This is a genomic window from Chitinophagales bacterium, from assembly GCA_040877935.1.
GTDB lineage: Bacteria > Bacteroidota > Bacteroidia > Chitinophagales > CAIOSU01 > JBBDNB01.
Genome location: JBBDNB010000048.1, coordinates 67,141 through 85,942 on the forward strand (window position 1 = coordinate 67,141; position 18,802 = coordinate 85,942).

The following is an 18,802-nucleotide window of genomic DNA, read 5'->3' on the forward strand; positions in this document are numbered from 1 at the left end:
TACAACGTAAGTTCACATCGATAGGGTTTCCTTTTATGAAATTAGTGAAATGGCTTTAAAAATTCATTATTTATAAACTTCAGTTCCAATGGGTCATGACCCATTGGAACTGAAAGAATCGTTTTCATTAATTGCCAGTATTGACCAACTCATTGAATATTTTCTCTAAAATTTCATCAGCCTCACCCCTATCAATTTTCTCGACAATCTCTTTCAAATTATTCTTCCTGTTTTGAAAATAGCGATTGTACTGCTGTCCTTTTTGCCAGGCTTCTGAATAGGAGACATCGCTAAAGGTTACGAGTGAATACATGGGTTTGAAATCATTGGGGTATTTTTCCTGAATGGCTTTTTCAATCTTCTTTTGCAAAAGGAATTGTTCATCGGCCACCAAATCGCGCATTTCAATGAAATTGTGCAGGGCCAAATCAGCAATGGCATCACCATCGGGTTTGCGCATTTGTCCAAAAGTATTGATCATCTCCGGCCATTTTTCGGAATTATTTTCCCACATTTCATCCAACAGATAACAATCTTCAAAACCGGCATTCATGCCCTGTCCGTAAAAGGGCACAATGGCATGTGCCGCATCGCCCAGCAGGCAATATTTATCGCCATAGGTCCAGGGGAAACATTTAACTGTTACCAGACTTGAAGTCGGATTTTCAAAAAATTCTTCTGTCAAATGCGGCATTAAAGCTTTAGCATCGGGAAAATATTCCTCAAAAAAAGCATTGACCGAAGCTTCATCTTTCAACTGCTCAAATGAAACAGAGCCTTCAAAAGCGAGGAACAGCGTACAGGTAAAACTCCCATCCTGATTGGGCAGGGCAATCAACATAAACTTTTTGCGCGGCCAAATATGCAGGGCATTATTCTCCATTTTAAAACTGCCATCTGCATTGGGCTTAATGCTCAGTTCTTTGTAGCCATGCGCCAGATATTTTTGCTCATAATCAAAGCGGTCGGTACGCTGCATGGTGCTTCGAATGGCTGAAAATGCGCCATCAGTGCCAAAGACCAAATCGTAATCAAGCGATTTTCCATCAACCAATAATTGCAAATTGTCCTTATCAAATCCTTCGCAAGGCTGCTCAAAATGGAAATTGACATTCTCCAACTTTTCGGCATTTTCCACCAGCAATTTATTCAATCCGCCCCTTGAAATGGAATTGATAAACTCACCTTCCCTGCCATAAGGCTGCAAATGTGTGCTGCCGTCCAATTCGTGAATGAGCCGTCCATGCATGGGAATGGCCATTTTTTTCACCTCCTCCAGCAAGCCTACTTTTTCCAGTGCTTTCAATCCTCTTCTGCTCAGTGCCAAGTTGATGGAACGACCTGAGTCTGCTCCTTTTTTGCGCATATCGGGCCTGCGTTCGAAAACATCCACAGCATATCCTTTTTGTCCGAGAAATAAGGTCCACAGCGACCCCACCAATCCTGCTCCTGTAATGGCTATTTTTTTACGCATTAATCTTGTTTATAATTTTTGCAAACTGTCTCACTTCCTCTTCCGTATTGTACATGGGCACTGGTGCCACGCGAATCACATTGGGCTCTCGCCAATCAGCAATTATGCCTTGTTTGCGCATTTCCTCAAAAATCTTTTTGCCGTTTTTACCCGTCAAAATCGATAGCTGACACCCTCTTTGTCCCGGATCTTTGGGCGTAATGATTTCAAGACCTGGATTATCCTGAATCAATTGTTCCAACAATCCGGTCAATTGTAGGCTTTTAACCCTTAGTTTTTCCATACCCGCCTCATTAAACAATTCCAGCGAAGCTTTGTGCGCAATCATATTAAAAACCTGCGCATTGCTCAATTGCCAACCGGCTGCGCCTTCCTGTGGCACAAATCCCTTTTTCATTTTAAAACGCTCGCTTTCGGCATTGCCCCACCATCCCGCGAAGCGTGGCAACTCCTTGTTCTTACCGTGTTTTTCGTGCACAAAAACGCCCCCCACCGCTCCGGGACCGCTGTTTAAATATTTGTAGGTACACCACACGGCAAAATCCACCTGCCAATCGTGCAATTGCAAAGGAACATTTCCGGCAGCATGGGCCAAATCAAATCCGGCCAATGCCCCTGCCTCATGCGCAGCTTTGGTGATGGATTTTAGATCGAAAAATTGCCCGGTATAATATTGTACTCCGCTGAACAAAACCAGTGCTAGCTCTTCTTTGTGCTTATGAATTTCATCCAAAATATCCTCGGGGCGCAGGCAATGCTCGCCTTTTCTTGGCTGCACTTCAATCACTGCATCATCATAATCGTAGCCGTGAAATTTCACCTGACTTTCCACCGCATATTGATCGGAGGGAAAAGCCCCTGCTTCCATCATGATTTTGTAGCGATTCCCTTTGGGGCGGTAAAAGCTGACCAACATCAAATGCAAGTTGACCGAGAGGCTGTTCATCAGCACCACTTCTTTTTCCTTTGCCCCCACAAGCTTGGCTGCCCCTTTGAAAAAATGATGGTATTTAAACCAGGGATTCTGTGCATTGAAATGTCCTTCTACACCCAAATTTTTCCAGTCTTCCAGCTCCTGTCGAATTAAATATTTGGTGGATTTGGGCTGCAATCCCAGAGAATTTCCACAAAAATACACCAGCTTTTTTCCGTTTTCACGGGGAATATGAAATTGATCGCGCATACTGAAATTCTCCCCCTCAGTCTTCTCAATTTTTTCTTCAGACATTTATTTCAATTTTTTCAATTCTTTTTTACCGATTCTATCAAACAGAACACCTTTTAAATTTCCCGAAGTGTGGGTAGTCCCATAGCTGCCCGAAGTATTGCTCACCGCTCCAACTGACAATTGCACCAATGCCAGGCATCTGCCCGTTCCTGCCTCCCAAATACTGAGTGCGGCACCGCCCTTATCATCTTGCGAATAGTAGGCATAAGCCTTGGAGCTGTCCTTGTTTTTAATGGCTTCGCCCACCTCTGCTTCATCGGATAATTTGATATTGTACTTGTAATATTTTTTGTACTCCCCGCTTTGTGCCAATTCATTATTGCAAAGATTTTTTTCCAAGAGCAATGTTTTGTTGGGCAATTCACTTGAGGCTTCTTTAATGATTTTGTAAGGATCTATCAAAGACCACTTGCCCTCGTTTTTTGCGGTGTGCTCCCATTGCCAGGAGAGATTGCGAACGAAATCGGGCAATTTGTGCAGGTACTGTTCGTCAAAATTATAAAAGGAATTTTCCTCGTGGTGAATAAATGTATAAAAGGCTTTCCAGCGTTTGGTATTCAGTTCCTCAGCTCCTTCCTTGTTCTCGACAATAGCCAACAAAGTGGAGTAATGCACACTTGTTCCCATTTTTTTGTAGGTATCGGTCAGCATCAGGAAAAAATACTTTGGATTACCAATATACTGTTTCATTTCTTCCTTATAGGTAAAAATAAAAGGGGTGTGTTTCCAGTTTTCTTCCACGGCTTTTTTCAGAGCCTGATTGTGCACCTCATCGCCATTGAGCACCACTGCCATGGTACCTGACTGTAATTGTTGAAATCCCTCTTCATTGATTTTTCCCAATTGGGCAAATGCGACCATATTGGCAATCAACAGCATAATTAAAAATGTTGTTTGTTTCATTGTTTTTGTTTTTTGATGATGGTATAAAAATAATGATTTAAGTGCTTTGGTTGGTTTAGCGATTAGAAGTCGCTCCAACATAATTTGGATATTATACATCCCACATTTTATGTCAAATGGATGATGGAAAAATTTTAATGGAAAATGTAAAGCTTTTATTTCCGGGACTAATCACACATTTACCATTTTACATCTTACATGCAACATTTGACATTTCACGGCCTATCCATCACTGTTCCGCATTTATCACAGGTGCGGTATTCCTCATTTTTGTAGAAATTCTCCATCACTACGGGCAGTTGTTTTACAATGTCTTCCAGTTCAAAATATTCCTCGTAGAGCAAATGATTGCAATTTTCGCAAAACCACTGAAAACCATCTTTTTCGCCCGGTCTGCGATAGCGTTCAATGACCAGGCCAATAGAGCCGGCTGATCTTTGTGGAGAATGTGGCACTTTGGGTGGCAAAAGAAAAATCTCCCCTTCCTTGATTTGAATATCTCGGGGCTGACCGTTTTCCATCACGCGCAAAATGATATTGCCTTCCAATTGATAGAAAAACTCCTCGCCTTCATTGTAGTGGAAATCCTTTCGGGAATTGGGGCCACCCACCACCATTACTATAAAATCGTCATTGTCTTTAAATACTTGCTGATTGCCAACGGGAGGTTTGAGCAAATTGCGGTGTTCGTCAATCCATTTTTTGAAATTGAAAGGAGCTGAAAGTGCCATAATCTTAGTTTTTTGCTTTTGCTAAAAATAAAGGAAGATTAAGGATATTGCAAAAACCATTAATTCCTGAATATGTTATGGTGCTTTTGGATTAATGAGTTTAGGGACAATAATAACATTAAATAGGCCTGGTAAAGCTTTTCATCTTCATGGCAGGAGATTACCAGTCAAGCTGGCAATGACGAGAATATTTCATCTAAAACCTAAACCCAACTGTCCCATACACCGAAATGCCTTCAGCTGGTATAATGCCCGGACCGGGATAGCCTTCAGCCCTGCGCGTGAAGTACATATTGTTGGTCAGGTTGTTGACGCCAGTGCTTAACGTAAACCACTTTTTAAACTTGTACTCCAAAGCCAAATCCATTACATAATAGGAAGGAATAATGCCGTTGACCGCAGTGGCCGTGCGCTCGGCATTAGTGGCCTCGGTATAGTGCTCTTTGGTATAGGAAAATTGATAAGTCGCCTTAAAGCTTTTAAAACTGTAGCTCAGCCCTGTCCTGAAAATAATGGGCGGAACCAGTTCCACTTGCTTGCCCTGAAAAGCAGATTCATCCGAATTGATGTATTTGCCATTTTGCACGGTCAGGTTGGAGAACCAGGATAGGCCATGCAAAGTGTTTTTGTTTCCAATTTTGAAAAAGTCAATTTCCACAAAACTTTCCAGTCCGAAATTGCGCGCATCAGAGATATTGGTGCGGTAGCGATACACATTGTACAAAGCGGAATCCACGCGAAGGACCGCCCCGATTTTATTATTGTAAGAAAGCAAAAATCCACTGACATCGTAGGATAGCCAGTTGCCAATAGTACCCCGAATTCCCAGATCGGCAGAAAAACCCGTTTCATCCTTCAAATTGGGATCAATCCGGAAATTGGGATTGATAATGCGCATATCATTGAAAGTAATGGCGCGATAGTTTTGCGAGAAATTGGCATAAATTTCCGTCAATCCTTTCGGCTTATAGCTCAGGCCAACCCCTGCCAAAAGGAATGAGCGTTTACGATTTCTATCGTCCTGTACTTCCTGACGCAAAATTTCATTACCCGCCAAATCGGTATTGCGCATCACGTAATAGCCTTCCGATTGGGTATTGATGTATTCAAAGCGCACACCGGGCGTAATGCTAAAATCTTTTGTAATTGCAAAAATATTTTCCGCAAAAAGAGAAACATTATAACTCGGAAAAAGATAATCGCTTGCAAATGAATTTTCAGTCTCTAAAAATTCAAAATTGGCATCTGAGCCATCATCGGCAAAGCCTTGCTGTGCAGTTGTTTGTCCAGAATAAAAACGCGCGCCAAACAAGAAATTGGAGGAATTGCCGAACAAATCATATCGATGCACAATTCGTGCCTCTGCTCCTGCATTTTTAAAATTTGAGCGTATGAAATCCCTTTCTTCCATTGGATCTGCACGATTGATAACATCAGGCACGCCCAAAGCTTCGCGAGATGCAATGAGTGAAAAAGCCCTGAAATTAAATCGGGTTCTGCTCGAAAATTTATAATCGATATTCAGCGCGGGCAAATTCCAGCGTACCTTAAACCAGTTTCGCTCCCGAATGGATTGCCTTGGATCTTGCTCAAAAAGTGCATCTGTCAATCCACCGGGCTGTTGCGCCAGGTAATTCATAAAAGTGTATTCAAAACCTATGCGCAATTTCTTATTGTGCCGATATGCTAAATTGGTATGGGCAGTATGCACATCAAATCCAGCATTGGGTCGCCAGCCATTGCCTCTTTTATATTGGTAAAAACTGTAGTATTCAAATTTACCAACGGTTCCGCTCAGGCTGCTGAAACTATTGAAAAAGCCATAGCTGCCAACGGTTTTTCTAAATTCGCCAGAAATCTTTTTGTCTTCAGCAGGGCGTTTCAATTGGAAATTGATCATGCCGCCAAACTGTGTACCGTATTGCAGGGAAGCAGCCCCACGCACCACTTCAATCCTTTCTATGGCTTCGGCTGGAGGACTGTAATAGCTCTCGGGGTAGCCCAAAGCATCGGCACTCATATCGTAGCCATTTTGGCGCGTATTGAAATTGGAAGTTCGGTTGGGGCTCAATCCACGTCCGCCAATTCCAAGCTGAATGCCTGCCGCATCGCTTTCCCAAATATTCAGTCCTGCCACTTTGTTGTAAATCTGCCGGCTGTTGTTGGTCGATAAATTTCCGGCCACTTCATCCATCAAAACCACCTCGCTTTTCTTTCCGGCATAAATGGCGGTTCCTTCAATATTTCGCAAGTGGGTGATCCCGAAATTGTTGCTTTTCATTTCGCGAACCGTTACTTCATTCAATTTTTTGATCAGCGAATCAACAAAGATTTCCACTTCCAAATCTTTTTCGCCCAGCTCTATTTTTTTAGACGCCTTTTTCAATCCAACATACAATACCGATAAAATATAGCTGCCAGATTCCACATTATTGAAAATGAATTCACCGTTTTCATCTGAAAAGGCGATATATTTGGAATTTTCCAAAACCAACTGCGCATGTTCAATGGGTTCCTTGGTTTCAGAAAAGAGCACCCTACCGGAAATATTTGCCGATTTGGCTTTGTCGCCTCCCGTATTTGCCAATACATTAAAGGCTGAAAATAAAAGGAGCAAAATGCCCAATGCTATGTTTTTATAGAATTTCACTGCTTTTGGGCGGTAAAATTTTGAGGATTTGTAAATGGTAAAATCCAGTTTTTGTGCCTAAAACCATCTTGAATAGTAGCAAGGTTTACTTCCGGATCAATGAACAGTCTGCTTCCATTTCCATTGAGGCGCACATAACTTTTCACTCTTACCTCGGGATTTTCTATTCCTTTTTCTCGATAAATATCTTTTAAATAATGGGCAAATTGCAAGATCATATCTGGCTGTGTGGCCATCATTTTCTCCTGGTTTTTACTCAAATATTCATTGGGTTCAACTTCAGTGGATTTTCCGGTTTCTGGATTTGTAACATAGAAAAAACAAGTGCCCGCTTTTTCCATTAGCATTACCCGCCAGGAAAAGCGATAACCTTCTTCTGTCCAGAACAAATTGCCCGGATATAGCGCAAAACGAAATGGAAAAAGCAATTGAAAGGCAAAGTGGCCAATCAATAAAACGCCCAAAATATTTAGTTTCAATGTGCTTATTTGCCAAAGCCTGGGCTGGATGAATTCTTCAGTATTTATTTTGAAAATAGCTTTAACCCGTGCCAATATTCGCTCGTGAAATGCAGGTGGAAAAAAGATCAATGTGAGCAAAATCATGATGTAGGGAAACATGCCAATTTGGAACAATGCCGCTGTCATCAAATGAAAAAACAAGACGGACAAATAGGCAAATGGCCGGGTTCTGCTGAAGGAAAGAAAAAACACGATGCTGAGATCGTAAATGGCACCTGCCCAACTGAAAAAATAGGCGACCCACAATTCCTTAAACAATGGCCCAATCAAAAACATATCAGATTTTGCAGGCAACCAAATGCGCATGGGCTCGGCATTGATCAACCAATCGTAGTTCAATTTTGCCAGCCCGGCATAAAAATAGACAATGCCCAACTGCACCTGAAAAATCAAAATAATCCAGCGGGGAATGTGGCTGCGTTTGCTTTTGGGATTGATCAGCACATCCAATGAGAAATTGCGATTGGCCGGAACAAAAACCAGCAGAAGCGCCATAATGCTGATGAAATAATAGTGATTGAGGTAATTGGAAACATCAATCAGCTCAACATAAGTAAAGGCCAAGAAGAACGCCAGCGCAGCATAGCGATACAGAAAACCCAGCATTATAAAAATGGCGCTACCCCCCATAAAAGCAAAAAGGGCATAAATGCCCCATTCACCGGGTGCTGTCACCCATTCAAAACCGTAATATTTAAAGAAAAAATCGGGCTGAATATATTGCGATTCTATCCAGCCATTGGCCACAAAGCGAATGATACTTGCCAACATCACCCCACCAAAAAGCACGCGCAAAAACACCAGCGGAGCGATAGAAATCGGCTGCTGCAAAAATGCTTTTATGGAATTGGGCTTAGGCATTAATCTCCGTCATTGTCTTGATAAGTGATTTGAATGCCAATGGCAGAAGTCATATCTGTTTTTATTAATACTACAGTTTTAACAAATTCGTCAAAGGCTGTTTGCACTAAAGATTCATTGGAAATAACTGCATCAGATAATGGATCTGGAACAGCTTGCAAGGCGGTTTCATCTTTTTCAAATTGCTCAATGATCGCTTCCGACAAACTTTGTCCATCGCGGTATTCTGCGCCCAATTGATCTAAATAGCTCTCTAAGCTCGGTCCAGTTTGACTGGAATTAAAAGCCTTGCCCCGAAATACATTGACTATGTTTTGTAAATTAATCAGTGCCAATTCTTTGGAAATGCCGCTGTAATAGGCTTCTACATTTCCGGGTAATGCCTGACCAGATGATTTTGCGCCCAGTGGAATTCCAATTCTTGGGTTTTTAGTCAACTCGAATTCAAAATTGAATTCATTGATCAAAAGACTGGTAGAACTTCCGATATCCGTTCCTGTTGCCCCTACAAAAGTAGATCTGTAATTGTCCCATTTGTCAATGGTAGAGGTGGTTCTGGTGGAAATATCTCCAAAAACATCTTCTAAATATTGCAAGCGATTTGCCGCATCGGCATCTGTGGTGTAATATTCCAATATTTCAGTATTGTCTTCACCCAATCCGAAAAGTAGGTAGTCCATTGCAGGAAGTCCTTTGGCTTTGATATTTGAGGGAATGTCCAAATCATAGCTTCCTTCGCTGATGTTTTTGTCAATTATAAATACATCGGTAGGAAAAGTATTGACATTGGAGCGCAAAATCACTTCTGCTGCAGGGCCAAATTCATACAATTCGACATTTTGCCAACTTCTGTAAGTATTTAGAAAAGTGGTTTGCAACAGCGCCAAAGCCTGTGTGCTTGGGTTATTGGAAAAGGCATTCAATACCGTTTCCAGGCTATCCACTTTTTGCTCGAAATGCTGGTAAGCAGGCAATATTAGGTTGTCTGCATAATTCTCCAGCATGGCTTGCCGATCAAAATCATCACCATTGTTATCACCGTCTTTATTGCCGCAAGAGGGCAGTAAGAAAGTAATGCCCATAAAAACCAATAGCAGACCAAAAGTCCGCCATTGATTGTTATGAAACAAAACTGTTATAGTTTTTTTGCTTTCATTCATTGTTGAAATATTTTTTACAAGTTTGCTTTTACATCATCCAAGCTATATACGCTTGAAATTTCATCTCTAATTGTAGTCAAATCATTATCAGTTGTAGCGTATAGGTTGTCGCCTAAATCATCAAGCCAGCCATCTACCTGTGCATTGGTAACTTTACCACCTTCATTGAATTTCAGGGAGAAAATAAATGCGTAAGCTTCAGACAATTGGTGGTTTCTGGTTACAGGATCGGTATTGCCACGCGCATCGTTCAGGTAGTGGATTGCAGTTCCGGCAACAACCAATTCCCACTCATTTCTGATATCGGTAATCATATTGTCGCGGGTAGTTAAATCGTCATTGGAAATAGCAGCTCTTCCTTTTAAGAAAGCGTCCATGATTTTTTGGTTACTGCCCAAAAGTTCATCCCTTCCATCGCAGTATTTACCCCAAAAACGATCAGATTTGCTTTGAGGAAAATCTGTTGGCACACCAAAATAACCGAAAGCCTCATCCCAATGGTGCTCCATTGTAGTGTAATATTTTCCGGCAGCTTCATCAGCAGGACCAGAATTGTCCACATCCATTTTTCCATCACCGAGGTAAACAGAAGTACCTTGATAATACATCAATGCGCCCATCAAACCTTTTTCGATCAACTGTGTGAATTCATAGCCGTTTTCATCTAATAGGTATTGTTTTTCTCCATTGTCGGCAACACCAGCGGTTCCGTCAGCAGCAGCATCAGAAGACAAACTTGCTTGCTCGATGGCGTCTGCATATTCATCAAATTTTGACTGTACGGAAGGCGCAATTTTGTCGAAAATTTGTTTGGTAGAACCATTTAAATTGCTCGCGCTGTAGTGGTCGCCAATGTTTCTGTACATTTCCTTGATTTTGTCCGCATCCAATTGCGCACCGTTGTTTCCAGTTTTTAAGTAGCTTGTGATTTCAGCAACCATATCCAATCGCTCAGTCTGACCGGTATAGCTTACAGTGTTTCTGCCTTCAGCATCTGTAAATACATAAGTAGAGGGTACATCGTAAGAAGTATCTTCGTCCTCATCATCCTTGTTGCAGGATGTCAAAAAAGTGGATGCACTCAAAACGAGCATCGCTAGAAATAAAAAGTTTGTTTTTAATTGATTCATCATAATTTTGGTTTTTGTTTATTTAGACTTATTCTAATTACAGGGCAAAAGTAGCTCTGTGAGACAATTGGTACAATACCTATGGGTAGGTATATTGATTGGAATAGGATAAGATTATGAGGTTGGAGTATGCTTATTGACAACTACCGGATCAAAGTCAGCGAGCCGTGCCATTTGTCAGAACGGCCATCCTTAAAGACCATACTGAATCGCCAGGCAAATACATCGGGAGGGAGCAGTTCGCCTTTGTAGGTTCCGTCCCACTGGAAATTAGGATCGTTACTTTCGAATATTTTCTCTCCCCAACGGTCAAAAAGAAGTACGCGGAAATATTTTATACCTTCCAGATCACCAAACAGCTCCCAGAAATCATTCTCCCCATCGCCATTGGGTGTGAAAGCGTTTGGAATAAATATATTGTAGGGCTCCACGATCAGCACAGCTGTACCTACGTCATAACAACTGTCCTCATTCAATACCACAACGGTAAATTCAGTGGAATTTAGGGCTGTAAATTCAGGGGCAGGACAATCGTCACATGACAAGTCACCGGCAGGTTCCCAACTGTATGTGAAGATGCCATCCTGGTTTACTGAAGTTTGCAGGACAATGGTCTCACCTGTTTTGAGTGTGTCGTATTCAGGGGAGACACTTATGCTGAAACCAGTATCCGGCTCGTTGATGGTAAAGGAATCTGTCAAAAGACAGCCATTGGCATCGGTGATGCTCAGTGAATAGTCACCTGCACTTAGGTTGCTAAATATTCCGTTGTTGTTTGATGCTCCCGAAGAAAGTTCAAAAGTATAGGCTGGTGTGCCGCCATCATTTGAAATGATAATCTGCCCCTGCGCCTGGCCTTTGCAGGGTGCGTTCTGGATTTCAAAGAGGGAGGAAAGGGGGGCGGGCTGACCTATAACCACCGAGATAGTATCTGTACAGCCATTGCTGTCAAGAACGGCAAGGTCGTAGGTACCTGCTGCCAGACTATTGAAATGTCCATTGGGATCGTGTACAAAATCAAGACCATTGTCAGTGACAGTAAAATCATAAGGAGGGGTTCCGGCTGGTACATTTGCAACGATACTGCCAGATGAATCTTCATAGCATAGCAGATCGGTAGTGGTTGCGGTCAGTTCCAAAGGCTGAGCTTCATTCAGGGAGAAGCTGCTGTCGGTCTCACATCCGTTTTGATCACTAACGGTGACGGAATAATCCTCGGCTGCCAGTGAGCTGGCCGTGTCATTGGCGGATACATTGGGGTTCCAGGTAAAGGAATAAGGGCTGCCATTTCCACCAATTACGGACAATATGATATTGCCGGAACTGTCATCAATACAATTGACATCGTTCAGTTGTGCCGCTATTATAATTTCTCCAGGTTCAGAAATACTAAAGACACCCAATTGCCCACAACCTGAGGAATCCAGTACTGTAACGGAATAATCCCCTGCCGGAATGTTTACGGAAGGGGCAGTACTGCTGTCGCTCCAAAGGTAGGTATATGGAGGGTTCCCAAATGTTGGGTTGACAGTTGCCGAACCATCTTCACCGAAACAGGACGCATCGATAACATCAACTAAAATGGTATCCGGAACAGGTTCAGAAATTTCTATGCTGTCAATGAAAGTACAGCCATTCTGGTCAGTGGCTGTTACAGAATAAGTTCCAGCATCAAGATCGGAAATGGTGTCGCCAACAAGGCCGCTGGTCCATTCATATACCACGGTTCCTGTGGCATTGATAAATTCAGCAGAAGCCATGCCATCCTGTGCACCAAAGCATGAAATATCCATGGCGTCAAGCCACAAAAGCTGTGGGTCAGGTTCGGAAATAGAATCTGAGAAAAAAGCAGGACAGCCAAAGGCATCCATGATGGTATCTGAATAAATGCCTGGAGATAGATCAGTTAGGAGCAGCGTGTCAACAAGTAAGGTATCGCCCTGGTAAAAATAAGGGGCTGATCCACCTGAAACCACGATTGAGAGTGTGCCGTCATTAGAACCGTGACATGTTGCATCTGTTGAAAAAGTAAGAACTATTAAAGAAGAATCGGGTTCAGATATGGTGTCAGAACCAAAAACTTCACAGCCGTTACTGTCTGTAATTGAGAAATTGTATATTCCCGAAGTTAAGTTTGTTGGATTACTGCCAACTACCGAATTTGAATCCCATTGATATGTGTAAGGTGTTGTTCCTCCATTAACAAAAATGTTGATGGCTCCATTACTGTCTCCAAAGCATTCGATATTGGTTGAAAGAGAGGTGAAAGTTAACTCATCAGGCTCATTTATGCTAAATAGTCCCAATTGCCCACAGCCGGAAGAATCGGTAACGGTAACGGAATAATCCCCAGCCGGAAGGCTTACGGAAGGATCGGTACTGCTGTCGCTCCACAAGTAGGAGTAAGGAGGGTTTCCGAACGATGGGTTGACAGTTGCAGAACCATCTTCACCAAAACAGGGCGCATCGATAACATCAACAGAAATGGTATCGGGATCAGGTTCAGAAATTTCTATGCTGTCAATGAAGGTACAGCCGTTCTGGTCAGTTGCTGTTACAGAATATGTTCCAGCATCAAGACCGGAAATGGTATCTCCAACAAGGCCGCCCGTCCATTCATATACCACGGTTCCTGTGGCATTGATAAATTCAGCAGAAGCCATGCCATCCTGTGCACCAAAGCATGAAATATCCATGGCGTCAAGCCACAAAAGCTGTGGGTCAGGTTCGGAAATAGAATCTGAGAAAAAAGCAGGACAGCCAAAGGCATCCATGATGGTATCTGAATAAATGCCTGGAGATAGATCAGTTAGGAGCAGCGTGTCAACAAGTAAGGTATCGCCCTGGTAAAAATAAGGGGCTGACCCACCTGAAACCACGATTGAGAGTGTGCCGTCATCTGAGCCTTGGCAGTTTGCATCGGTAGCTTCAACGATAAGGGAATCAGAAGCAAAGGCGGAGACATAAAAATTAGTGCAGACCGTATCGGAGCAGGAAGTGTCGGCATTAAAGACAATGGCACAAAGCTCAAAGGAATCAGCGGAAAGACTGGCAACAGGAACCTCATAAACATGGGGCATGGCAACGGTATCAAAGACAGTTCCATTTAAAGAAAGATGGGCAAAAGCTCCACCGGTAAAAACTCTGATAACGGTATCACCAAGGCAATAGGTGGAATCAAAAGCGGAAATTTCCGGGTCGATATTGCAGCAGGGTTCTACAAATACATCGACAGTATCGATTCTGTCACAATTAATTGAATCGAAGGTGTGTACCACATAAGTAGCATTTGAATCAGGAGCAATAAAAGGACTTTGGCAAGTGTCGCAAGAGAGATAATCATTGCCATTGATTTGTTGCCACAACCATGAAATGCCTGAACGAGCATGAAGTTGCAAAGTATCTCCTATGCAAACTGTTGAATCATGATAAGTAATGAATGGATATGTGATTACACCTGCATTGTAAGAATAAGCTTCAGCAAAGGCATGTCCGTAAATTGTAGCTATAAATCCTGGTTCAGTTTTCGTATCATCAATATCATGATACTGAGCTTGGGTAGTTGAATTGGTTACATCAACTTGTATAAACTCATAGTTTGTACCAGGTACTGAATTCCAGGTACCATTTAAAGGAGCGTTGTTCAATAAAATTCCATTATTTGATGTGCCGTCAGAAATTGTGATGATTGTAAGAAAGTCTTGTTTGCCATTGTTGTTGTTTGCATGGGGCATTATAGCAGCAGTAGTATTTGATATCATTTGATCTAATGCTGAAAGATAAAGCATACTCGGCCCTATTTGCGAATTGGTATTATTTGGATTTAGAGAGGCGCTAAATTGAGTTACCGAAATAGGATTTGTACCTCTGATATACATTGGCGTTTTTATTGCGCTTAAATTAAAACTGCTTAGTGGCAATTCAACTATTTCAGCGCTACCGGGTATTCCTGATGTTTGGGATGGGTTGTATCCTAAAATTACATATTCCCCTTTGTTGAGATTGATATTGTTTCCTGTTGATTGAGAAACCAGATATTCACCATTAATTTCTATTTCAGTGTCAGCTTCTCTGGCTACTATTTTGAAATAATCAGTACTAGCTGCATTTTGAAATGGCGTTGAAATATACGTACACCCCCAGCTTTCTACCGGATAGATTTGTTCATATAAATGATCCCAATTACCTTGCCCATTAACGTGTATTGAATCACCGGGTATTGCAGAGGCCATACTTCCACCAAATACAGCAATTTTCTTTCCGTTTACGGAACGAACCTCTGTGCCGCTCAAATCTATACTATCGCCCTGAATCTGAAGCGATTCACCTTTATTCAACAAAAAAGTATATGTAGATCCTATGCTGAAATTGTTTGAATTACTGCCAAAACAATTGGAATAAAGCGTTAGGTTTCCGGTATAATTGCCTGGCATCATTCCTACATTAGAATTGACTATTCCATTATTATTGTTGGTGTATGCATGAGTGGGCACTCTAAATTCTATTTCAGTATTGTCTTCAATAGCCGCTATACCAATTTCACATGGCCCACCTTTATTACCCCATGGTGGATTACTCCCACCATGAGCTCTATTCATTCCATCAAGTAATCCATCAGAATAATGCGTGCTTACAATATAATTTGTTCCTAAAGATTTGTCTGGTAATATTAAACTTTGATCGCGGCTGTATGCTTGTCTTGATTCTGCATATACACTTAATGGAATTTCATTTGTATTTGCATTAGGAATTGAAAGAACCTCAATCACTTTATTTTGGCAATAGCCATTAAACATCAACTGAATGTTTCTTACATCTCTTTCTTGCCTTGAATAAGATGTAAAGGCTGTGGGTTTTAACTCAAATTCTCCAACCTTACCTGGATCAATACTAAATTGGTTATTACCCAATGAAGTAACATGTGCTTGGTTGTTGATGTATGAAAGTAAACTATTCCCACCGCTGAAGTTTAATTCAATATGGGCTGTTTCTGTTTGGCTTGTATTGCTAATATAAACCCATAAAGTAATGTCGTTGTGATAAAAATCCGATACATCTCCTGTTAGTAATGTTCTGTTTTGAAGGTAGGCAAAATGGAATGATGTACCTTCAGAAGTGAAGTTGTTTTGGGCCACTACACAAGGCGTGAAACAATACATAGCAAATAAAATAAATGAAATTGCTCTACACATAATTAAAACTAATGATCATCTAATATAACTAAAATGAGTAAGAACTTACAGAATTAAAGCCAGTGACCATGCCATTTGTCAGAACGGCCATCTCTAAAAATGACACTGAAACTTTAAATCCACCTAAACTTGTGTTCCTTTTTTAATTATTTTAGAGCGTAAAATAACATTGAAATAACAATACAACAGGATTACATTATATGGACTTTTTTATATTAGGAAACCCGAGGTCTGGTACAACCTTGCTTAGGTTAATGTTAAATAGCCATTCTTTGATCGGAGTTCCTCCTGAATCCGGTTTTTTACAATGGTGGCATGAAAAATATAGAGATTGGAACATATCGGATTCAGAGAATATTGAAAAATTAGATGTTTTTTTAGATGATGTCCTCAGTTCAAAAAAAATTGAATATTGGGAAATGGACAGGCAGTTATTAAAGGAATATATTCTTAAGAATGCTCCAGGCAGTTATATTGAAATAATTGACTGTATTTATAAGTTTTATTGCAAAAACAAATTGATTATAGGTGATAAAAACAACTATTACATACACCATTTAGATGAAATTCAAAAAATAGCACCACGGGCAAAATATATACATATAGTAAGAGACGGAAGAGATGTTGCCTGCTCTTATATGAAGATCAAAGAATTAGACCAGTCTTTAAAATACATACCAAATGTTTCATTTGAAATTAGTGAAATAGCAAAAGAATGGAACGAGAATCTTACAAAAATCGAAAACTTTGTTATGCATAATGATTCGCTTACAATCAGGTATGAAGACTTAATTAGTAAGCCAAAAATGATTTTAAGTAAGGTATGCGATTTTTTAGAGGTAAATTTTGAAAAGAAAATGCTGAGCTATAACCAAAAAGCATTCAATGATGAGCCTGTATCAAATATGAAATGGAAGAAAAAGACATTTGAAAACTTAGACTCTACCAACAAGGGTAAGTATTTAACAATTTTATCTGAAAATGAAATACAAACTTTCAATAAAATAGCTATAGAAAACTTAAAGAGATTTGATTATGAATAGACAATTCATTTAGAAGAAACCAACCGTATGATTGTTTTAACTTCAGCTCAACTATTTTTTCTTTAATACAGCTGTTAAGCTAAGCCCAAATGGAAACGTTATAAATTTTTCAATTTGTTTCTCAAAAGGAATAATATACTTATCATAAATTCCACCTTGTTTAGAAACTAAATCCCTGCCTTGATCACTTTTCAACTTGATTTTTCTCAACTTGAAAAAAAACAAGGAACCGAGCACCCCAATTGGATCCTGGTACCATAATTTGACGATATCATATTTATTAGGATCAATAATGTTTTTCATCATGGATTTGTTGTAGCGTCTATAGTGCCCTAACATTTCATCATGGCCTGAAAATAACCATTGCAATGCAGGAACTTCTATAAGTACATAGCCATCTTTTGAAAGTAAACTATGGGTATGGTCAAGAGCAGCTTTATCCTTTTCGATATGTTCCAATACATGAATAAAGAAAATGGTATCAAAAGTGCCAAAATCAGAAGCATCTAATTCAAATATATCTTTGCATGCAGAGCTGACAAAGTCCGGGAAAGGATATTTGTCTTTGTATAGCTTATGAAGCTGAACGGAAGGTTCAATGGAGACTATTTTATTTAGATCAGCATTTTCATTAAGAATTTGTTTAGTAAATCCCCTTGACCCACTTCCAACTTCTAAAATTTCTTTACCAACATACTTGGCTACTAAATCATACTGATATTTTCTGTAGTTGTTCAGATCAGATAAGGAGACTTCACCTTGTCCCCAATCCATTCCATGTACATATTTGTCTTGTGTTGTATTTTCTTCCATCTATCAATATGTTAAATGATTAATTGGCGAATCTAATAAAGAAAGACTTAAATGAGAACATACAGCATTAAAATCAGTGTAAAATGTATGTAGAGAGTATGAGCTTTGAAAATCAACTTAGGTTGAGTTTGGTAAAATGTTATTTTTGTAAAAATTATTACTATGCAACTTATTTCATTTGTAATCCCAGTCTTCAGAAATAAAGATTCGTTAGAGCCAACTTACGAACAAATCACTACGCTTTTTAAAAACGAACTGAGCGATTTCAATTATGAAATTGTATTTGTAGATGATGGATCTGATGATGGATCTATAGATAAACTCTTAGAATTAAGGGAAAGAGACAAACAAGTTAGAGTTTTTAAGTTGTCTAGGAATTGGGGACAAATTAGTGCTGTTCAATGTGGTTTGATTAAATCGAAGGGAGATGTTGCTATTAAAATGTCTGCTGATTTACAAGAGCCTATATACGACATTCCAAAATTTATTAGAGAATGGGAAAAGGGTAATGACATAATAATTTGCTATCGAAAAGAACGGGCAGATTCTTTTATTGCAGATAATACCTCTAAGTTTTTCTACTTCTTAATGCGAATTGGAAATCCAAGAATGCCAAAAGGTGGTTTTGATTTTTATATTTTGAGTCGCAGAGCTGTAAATCAAATGAATAGTATAAATGCGCGTAATCGTTTCTTGCAGGGTGATGTGCTTTGGATGGGTTATAATGTTAAATATATGCCGTATAAAAGATTGCCCAGGAAAATTGGTAAATCTCAACACCATTTGTGGAGAAAGGTTAAAGTGTTTATTGATGGTTTGATTTATACATCTTATTTGCCTATCCGACTCATGTCCTTGTTTGGTGCATTAACAGCTGTGGGCGGGTTAGTTTATATGATTTTTATTATTATAAATCGTTATTTAAAAGACAATCCCGAGAGTATGGGCTGGGCTTCACTCATGGTGCTCAACCTGATGATTGGAGGAATGATTATGTTGATGTTGGGTATTATTGGAGAATATGTGTGGCGCATTCATGATCAAACAAGGAATCGCCCTGATTTTATCATTGATAAAAAATATGACAACGATTAAG

Annotated in this window: 12 protein-coding genes; 2 read left to right on the top strand and 10 right to left on the bottom strand. The window is 40.2% G+C overall.

The features are described 5' to 3' along the window. Positions 1-127 precede the first annotated feature (127 nt). The 9 genes from WD048_13395 to WD048_13435 form a co-directional block, all read right to left on the bottom strand. A complete protein-coding gene (locus tag WD048_13395) occupies positions 128-1,474 on the bottom strand; it encodes an NAD(P)/FAD-dependent oxidoreductase (protein MEX0813207.1) in 1,347 nt (448 codons plus the stop codon). Further along, positions 1,467-2,702 (bottom strand): kynureninase, encoded by a 1,236-nt coding sequence (kynU, locus tag WD048_13400; GenBank protein ID MEX0813208.1) that lies wholly within the window; start codon positions 2,700-2,702, stop codon positions 1,467-1,469. The genes WD048_13395 and kynU overlap by 8 nt, the downstream gene beginning before the upstream one ends. Further along, the gene (locus WD048_13405; protein ID MEX0813209.1) at positions 2,703-3,605 is read right to left on the bottom strand and encodes a hypothetical protein; all 903 of its coding nucleotides are present in this window, start codon (positions 3,603-3,605) and stop codon (positions 2,703-2,705) included. 215 nt (positions 3,606-3,820) lie between these two features. Then, entirely contained in the window at positions 3,821-4,336 is a 516-nt protein-coding gene (locus WD048_13410; GenBank protein ID MEX0813210.1) for a 3-hydroxyanthranilate 3,4-dioxygenase, read from the bottom strand. A gap of 196 nt (positions 4,337-4,532) precedes the next feature. Further along, positions 4,533-6,986: a TonB-dependent receptor gene (locus tag WD048_13415; GenBank protein MEX0813211.1), complete on the bottom strand. Its 2,454-nt coding sequence runs from the start codon at positions 6,984-6,986 to the stop codon at positions 4,533-4,535. After that, the gene (locus tag WD048_13420; protein ID MEX0813212.1) at positions 6,983-8,368 is read right to left on the bottom strand and encodes an HTTM domain-containing protein; all 1,386 of its coding nucleotides are present in this window, start codon (positions 8,366-8,368) and stop codon (positions 6,983-6,985) included. Before WD048_13420 ends, WD048_13415 begins: the two co-directional genes overlap by 4 nt. Beyond that, positions 8,368-9,528 (bottom strand): imelysin family protein, encoded by a 1,161-nt coding sequence (locus WD048_13425; protein ID MEX0813213.1) that lies wholly within the window; start codon positions 9,526-9,528, stop codon positions 8,368-8,370. Before WD048_13425 ends, WD048_13420 begins: the two co-directional genes overlap by 1 nt. 14 nt (positions 9,529-9,542) lie before the next feature. Beyond that, positions 9,543-10,661: a DUF4856 domain-containing protein gene (locus WD048_13430; GenBank protein ID MEX0813214.1), complete on the bottom strand. Its 1,119-nt coding sequence runs from the start codon at positions 10,659-10,661 to the stop codon at positions 9,543-9,545. A 140-nt stretch (positions 10,662-10,801) separates the two neighbouring features. Then, positions 10,802-15,850 carry a T9SS type B sorting domain-containing protein gene (locus WD048_13435; protein ID MEX0813215.1) on the bottom strand — a complete coding sequence of 1,683 codons (5,049 nt, stop codon included), beginning with the start codon at positions 15,848-15,850 and terminating at the stop codon, positions 10,802-10,804. 200 nt (positions 15,851-16,050) lie between these two features. Here WD048_13435 and WD048_13440 point away from each other — a divergent pair, with 200 nt between their 5' ends. Further along, complete coding sequence (locus WD048_13440; protein MEX0813216.1) at positions 16,051-16,893, top strand: sulfotransferase; 843 nt, start codon at positions 16,051-16,053, stop codon at positions 16,891-16,893. A 51-nt stretch (positions 16,894-16,944) separates the two neighbouring features. Here WD048_13440 and WD048_13445 read toward each other — a convergent pair whose 3' ends face one another. Further along, entirely contained in the window at positions 16,945-17,706 is a 762-nt protein-coding gene (locus WD048_13445; protein MEX0813217.1) for a class I SAM-dependent methyltransferase, read from the bottom strand. A 162-nt stretch (positions 17,707-17,868) separates the two neighbouring features. Here WD048_13445 and WD048_13450 point away from each other — a divergent pair, with 162 nt between their 5' ends. Continuing rightward, positions 17,869-18,801, top strand: a complete 933-nt coding sequence (locus tag WD048_13450; GenBank protein ID MEX0813218.1) for a glycosyltransferase family 2 protein — start codon at positions 17,869-17,871, stop codon at positions 18,799-18,801. Position 18,802: the final 1 nt, after the last annotated feature.

Excerpts from the sequence above, each read along its gene's own strand:
- WD048_13395 (MEX0813207.1), bottom strand. The coding sequence starts at position 1,474 with ATGCGTAAAAAAATAGCCATTACAGGAGCAGGATTGGTGGGGTCGCTG.
- kynU (MEX0813208.1), bottom strand. The coding sequence starts at position 2,702 with ATGTCTGAAGAAAAAATTGAGAAGACTGAGGGGGAGAATTTCAGTATG.
- WD048_13405 (MEX0813209.1), bottom strand. The coding sequence starts at position 3,605 with ATGAAACAAACAACATTTTTAATTATGCTGTTGATTGCCAATATGGTC.
- WD048_13410 (MEX0813210.1), bottom strand. The coding sequence starts at position 4,336 with ATGGCACTTTCAGCTCCTTTCAATTTCAAAAAATGGATTGACGAACAC.
- WD048_13420 (MEX0813212.1), bottom strand. The coding sequence starts at position 8,368 with ATGCCTAAGCCCAATTCCATAAAAGCATTTTTGCAGCAGCCGATTTCT.
- WD048_13425 (MEX0813213.1), bottom strand. The coding sequence starts at position 9,528 with ATGAATGAAAGCAAAAAAACTATAACAGTTTTGTTTCATAACAATCAA.
- WD048_13430 (MEX0813214.1), bottom strand. The coding sequence starts at position 10,661 with ATGATGAATCAATTAAAAACAAACTTTTTATTTCTAGCGATGCTCGTT.
- WD048_13435 (MEX0813215.1), bottom strand. The coding sequence starts at position 15,850 with ATGTGTAGAGCAATTTCATTTATTTTATTTGCTATGTATTGTTTCACG.
- WD048_13440 (MEX0813216.1), top strand. The coding sequence starts at position 16,051 with ATGGACTTTTTTATATTAGGAAACCCGAGGTCTGGTACAACCTTGCTT.
- WD048_13445 (MEX0813217.1), bottom strand. The coding sequence starts at position 17,706 with ATGGAAGAAAATACAACACAAGACAAATATGTACATGGAATGGATTGG.
- WD048_13450 (MEX0813218.1), top strand. The coding sequence starts at position 17,869 with ATGCAACTTATTTCATTTGTAATCCCAGTCTTCAGAAATAAAGATTCG.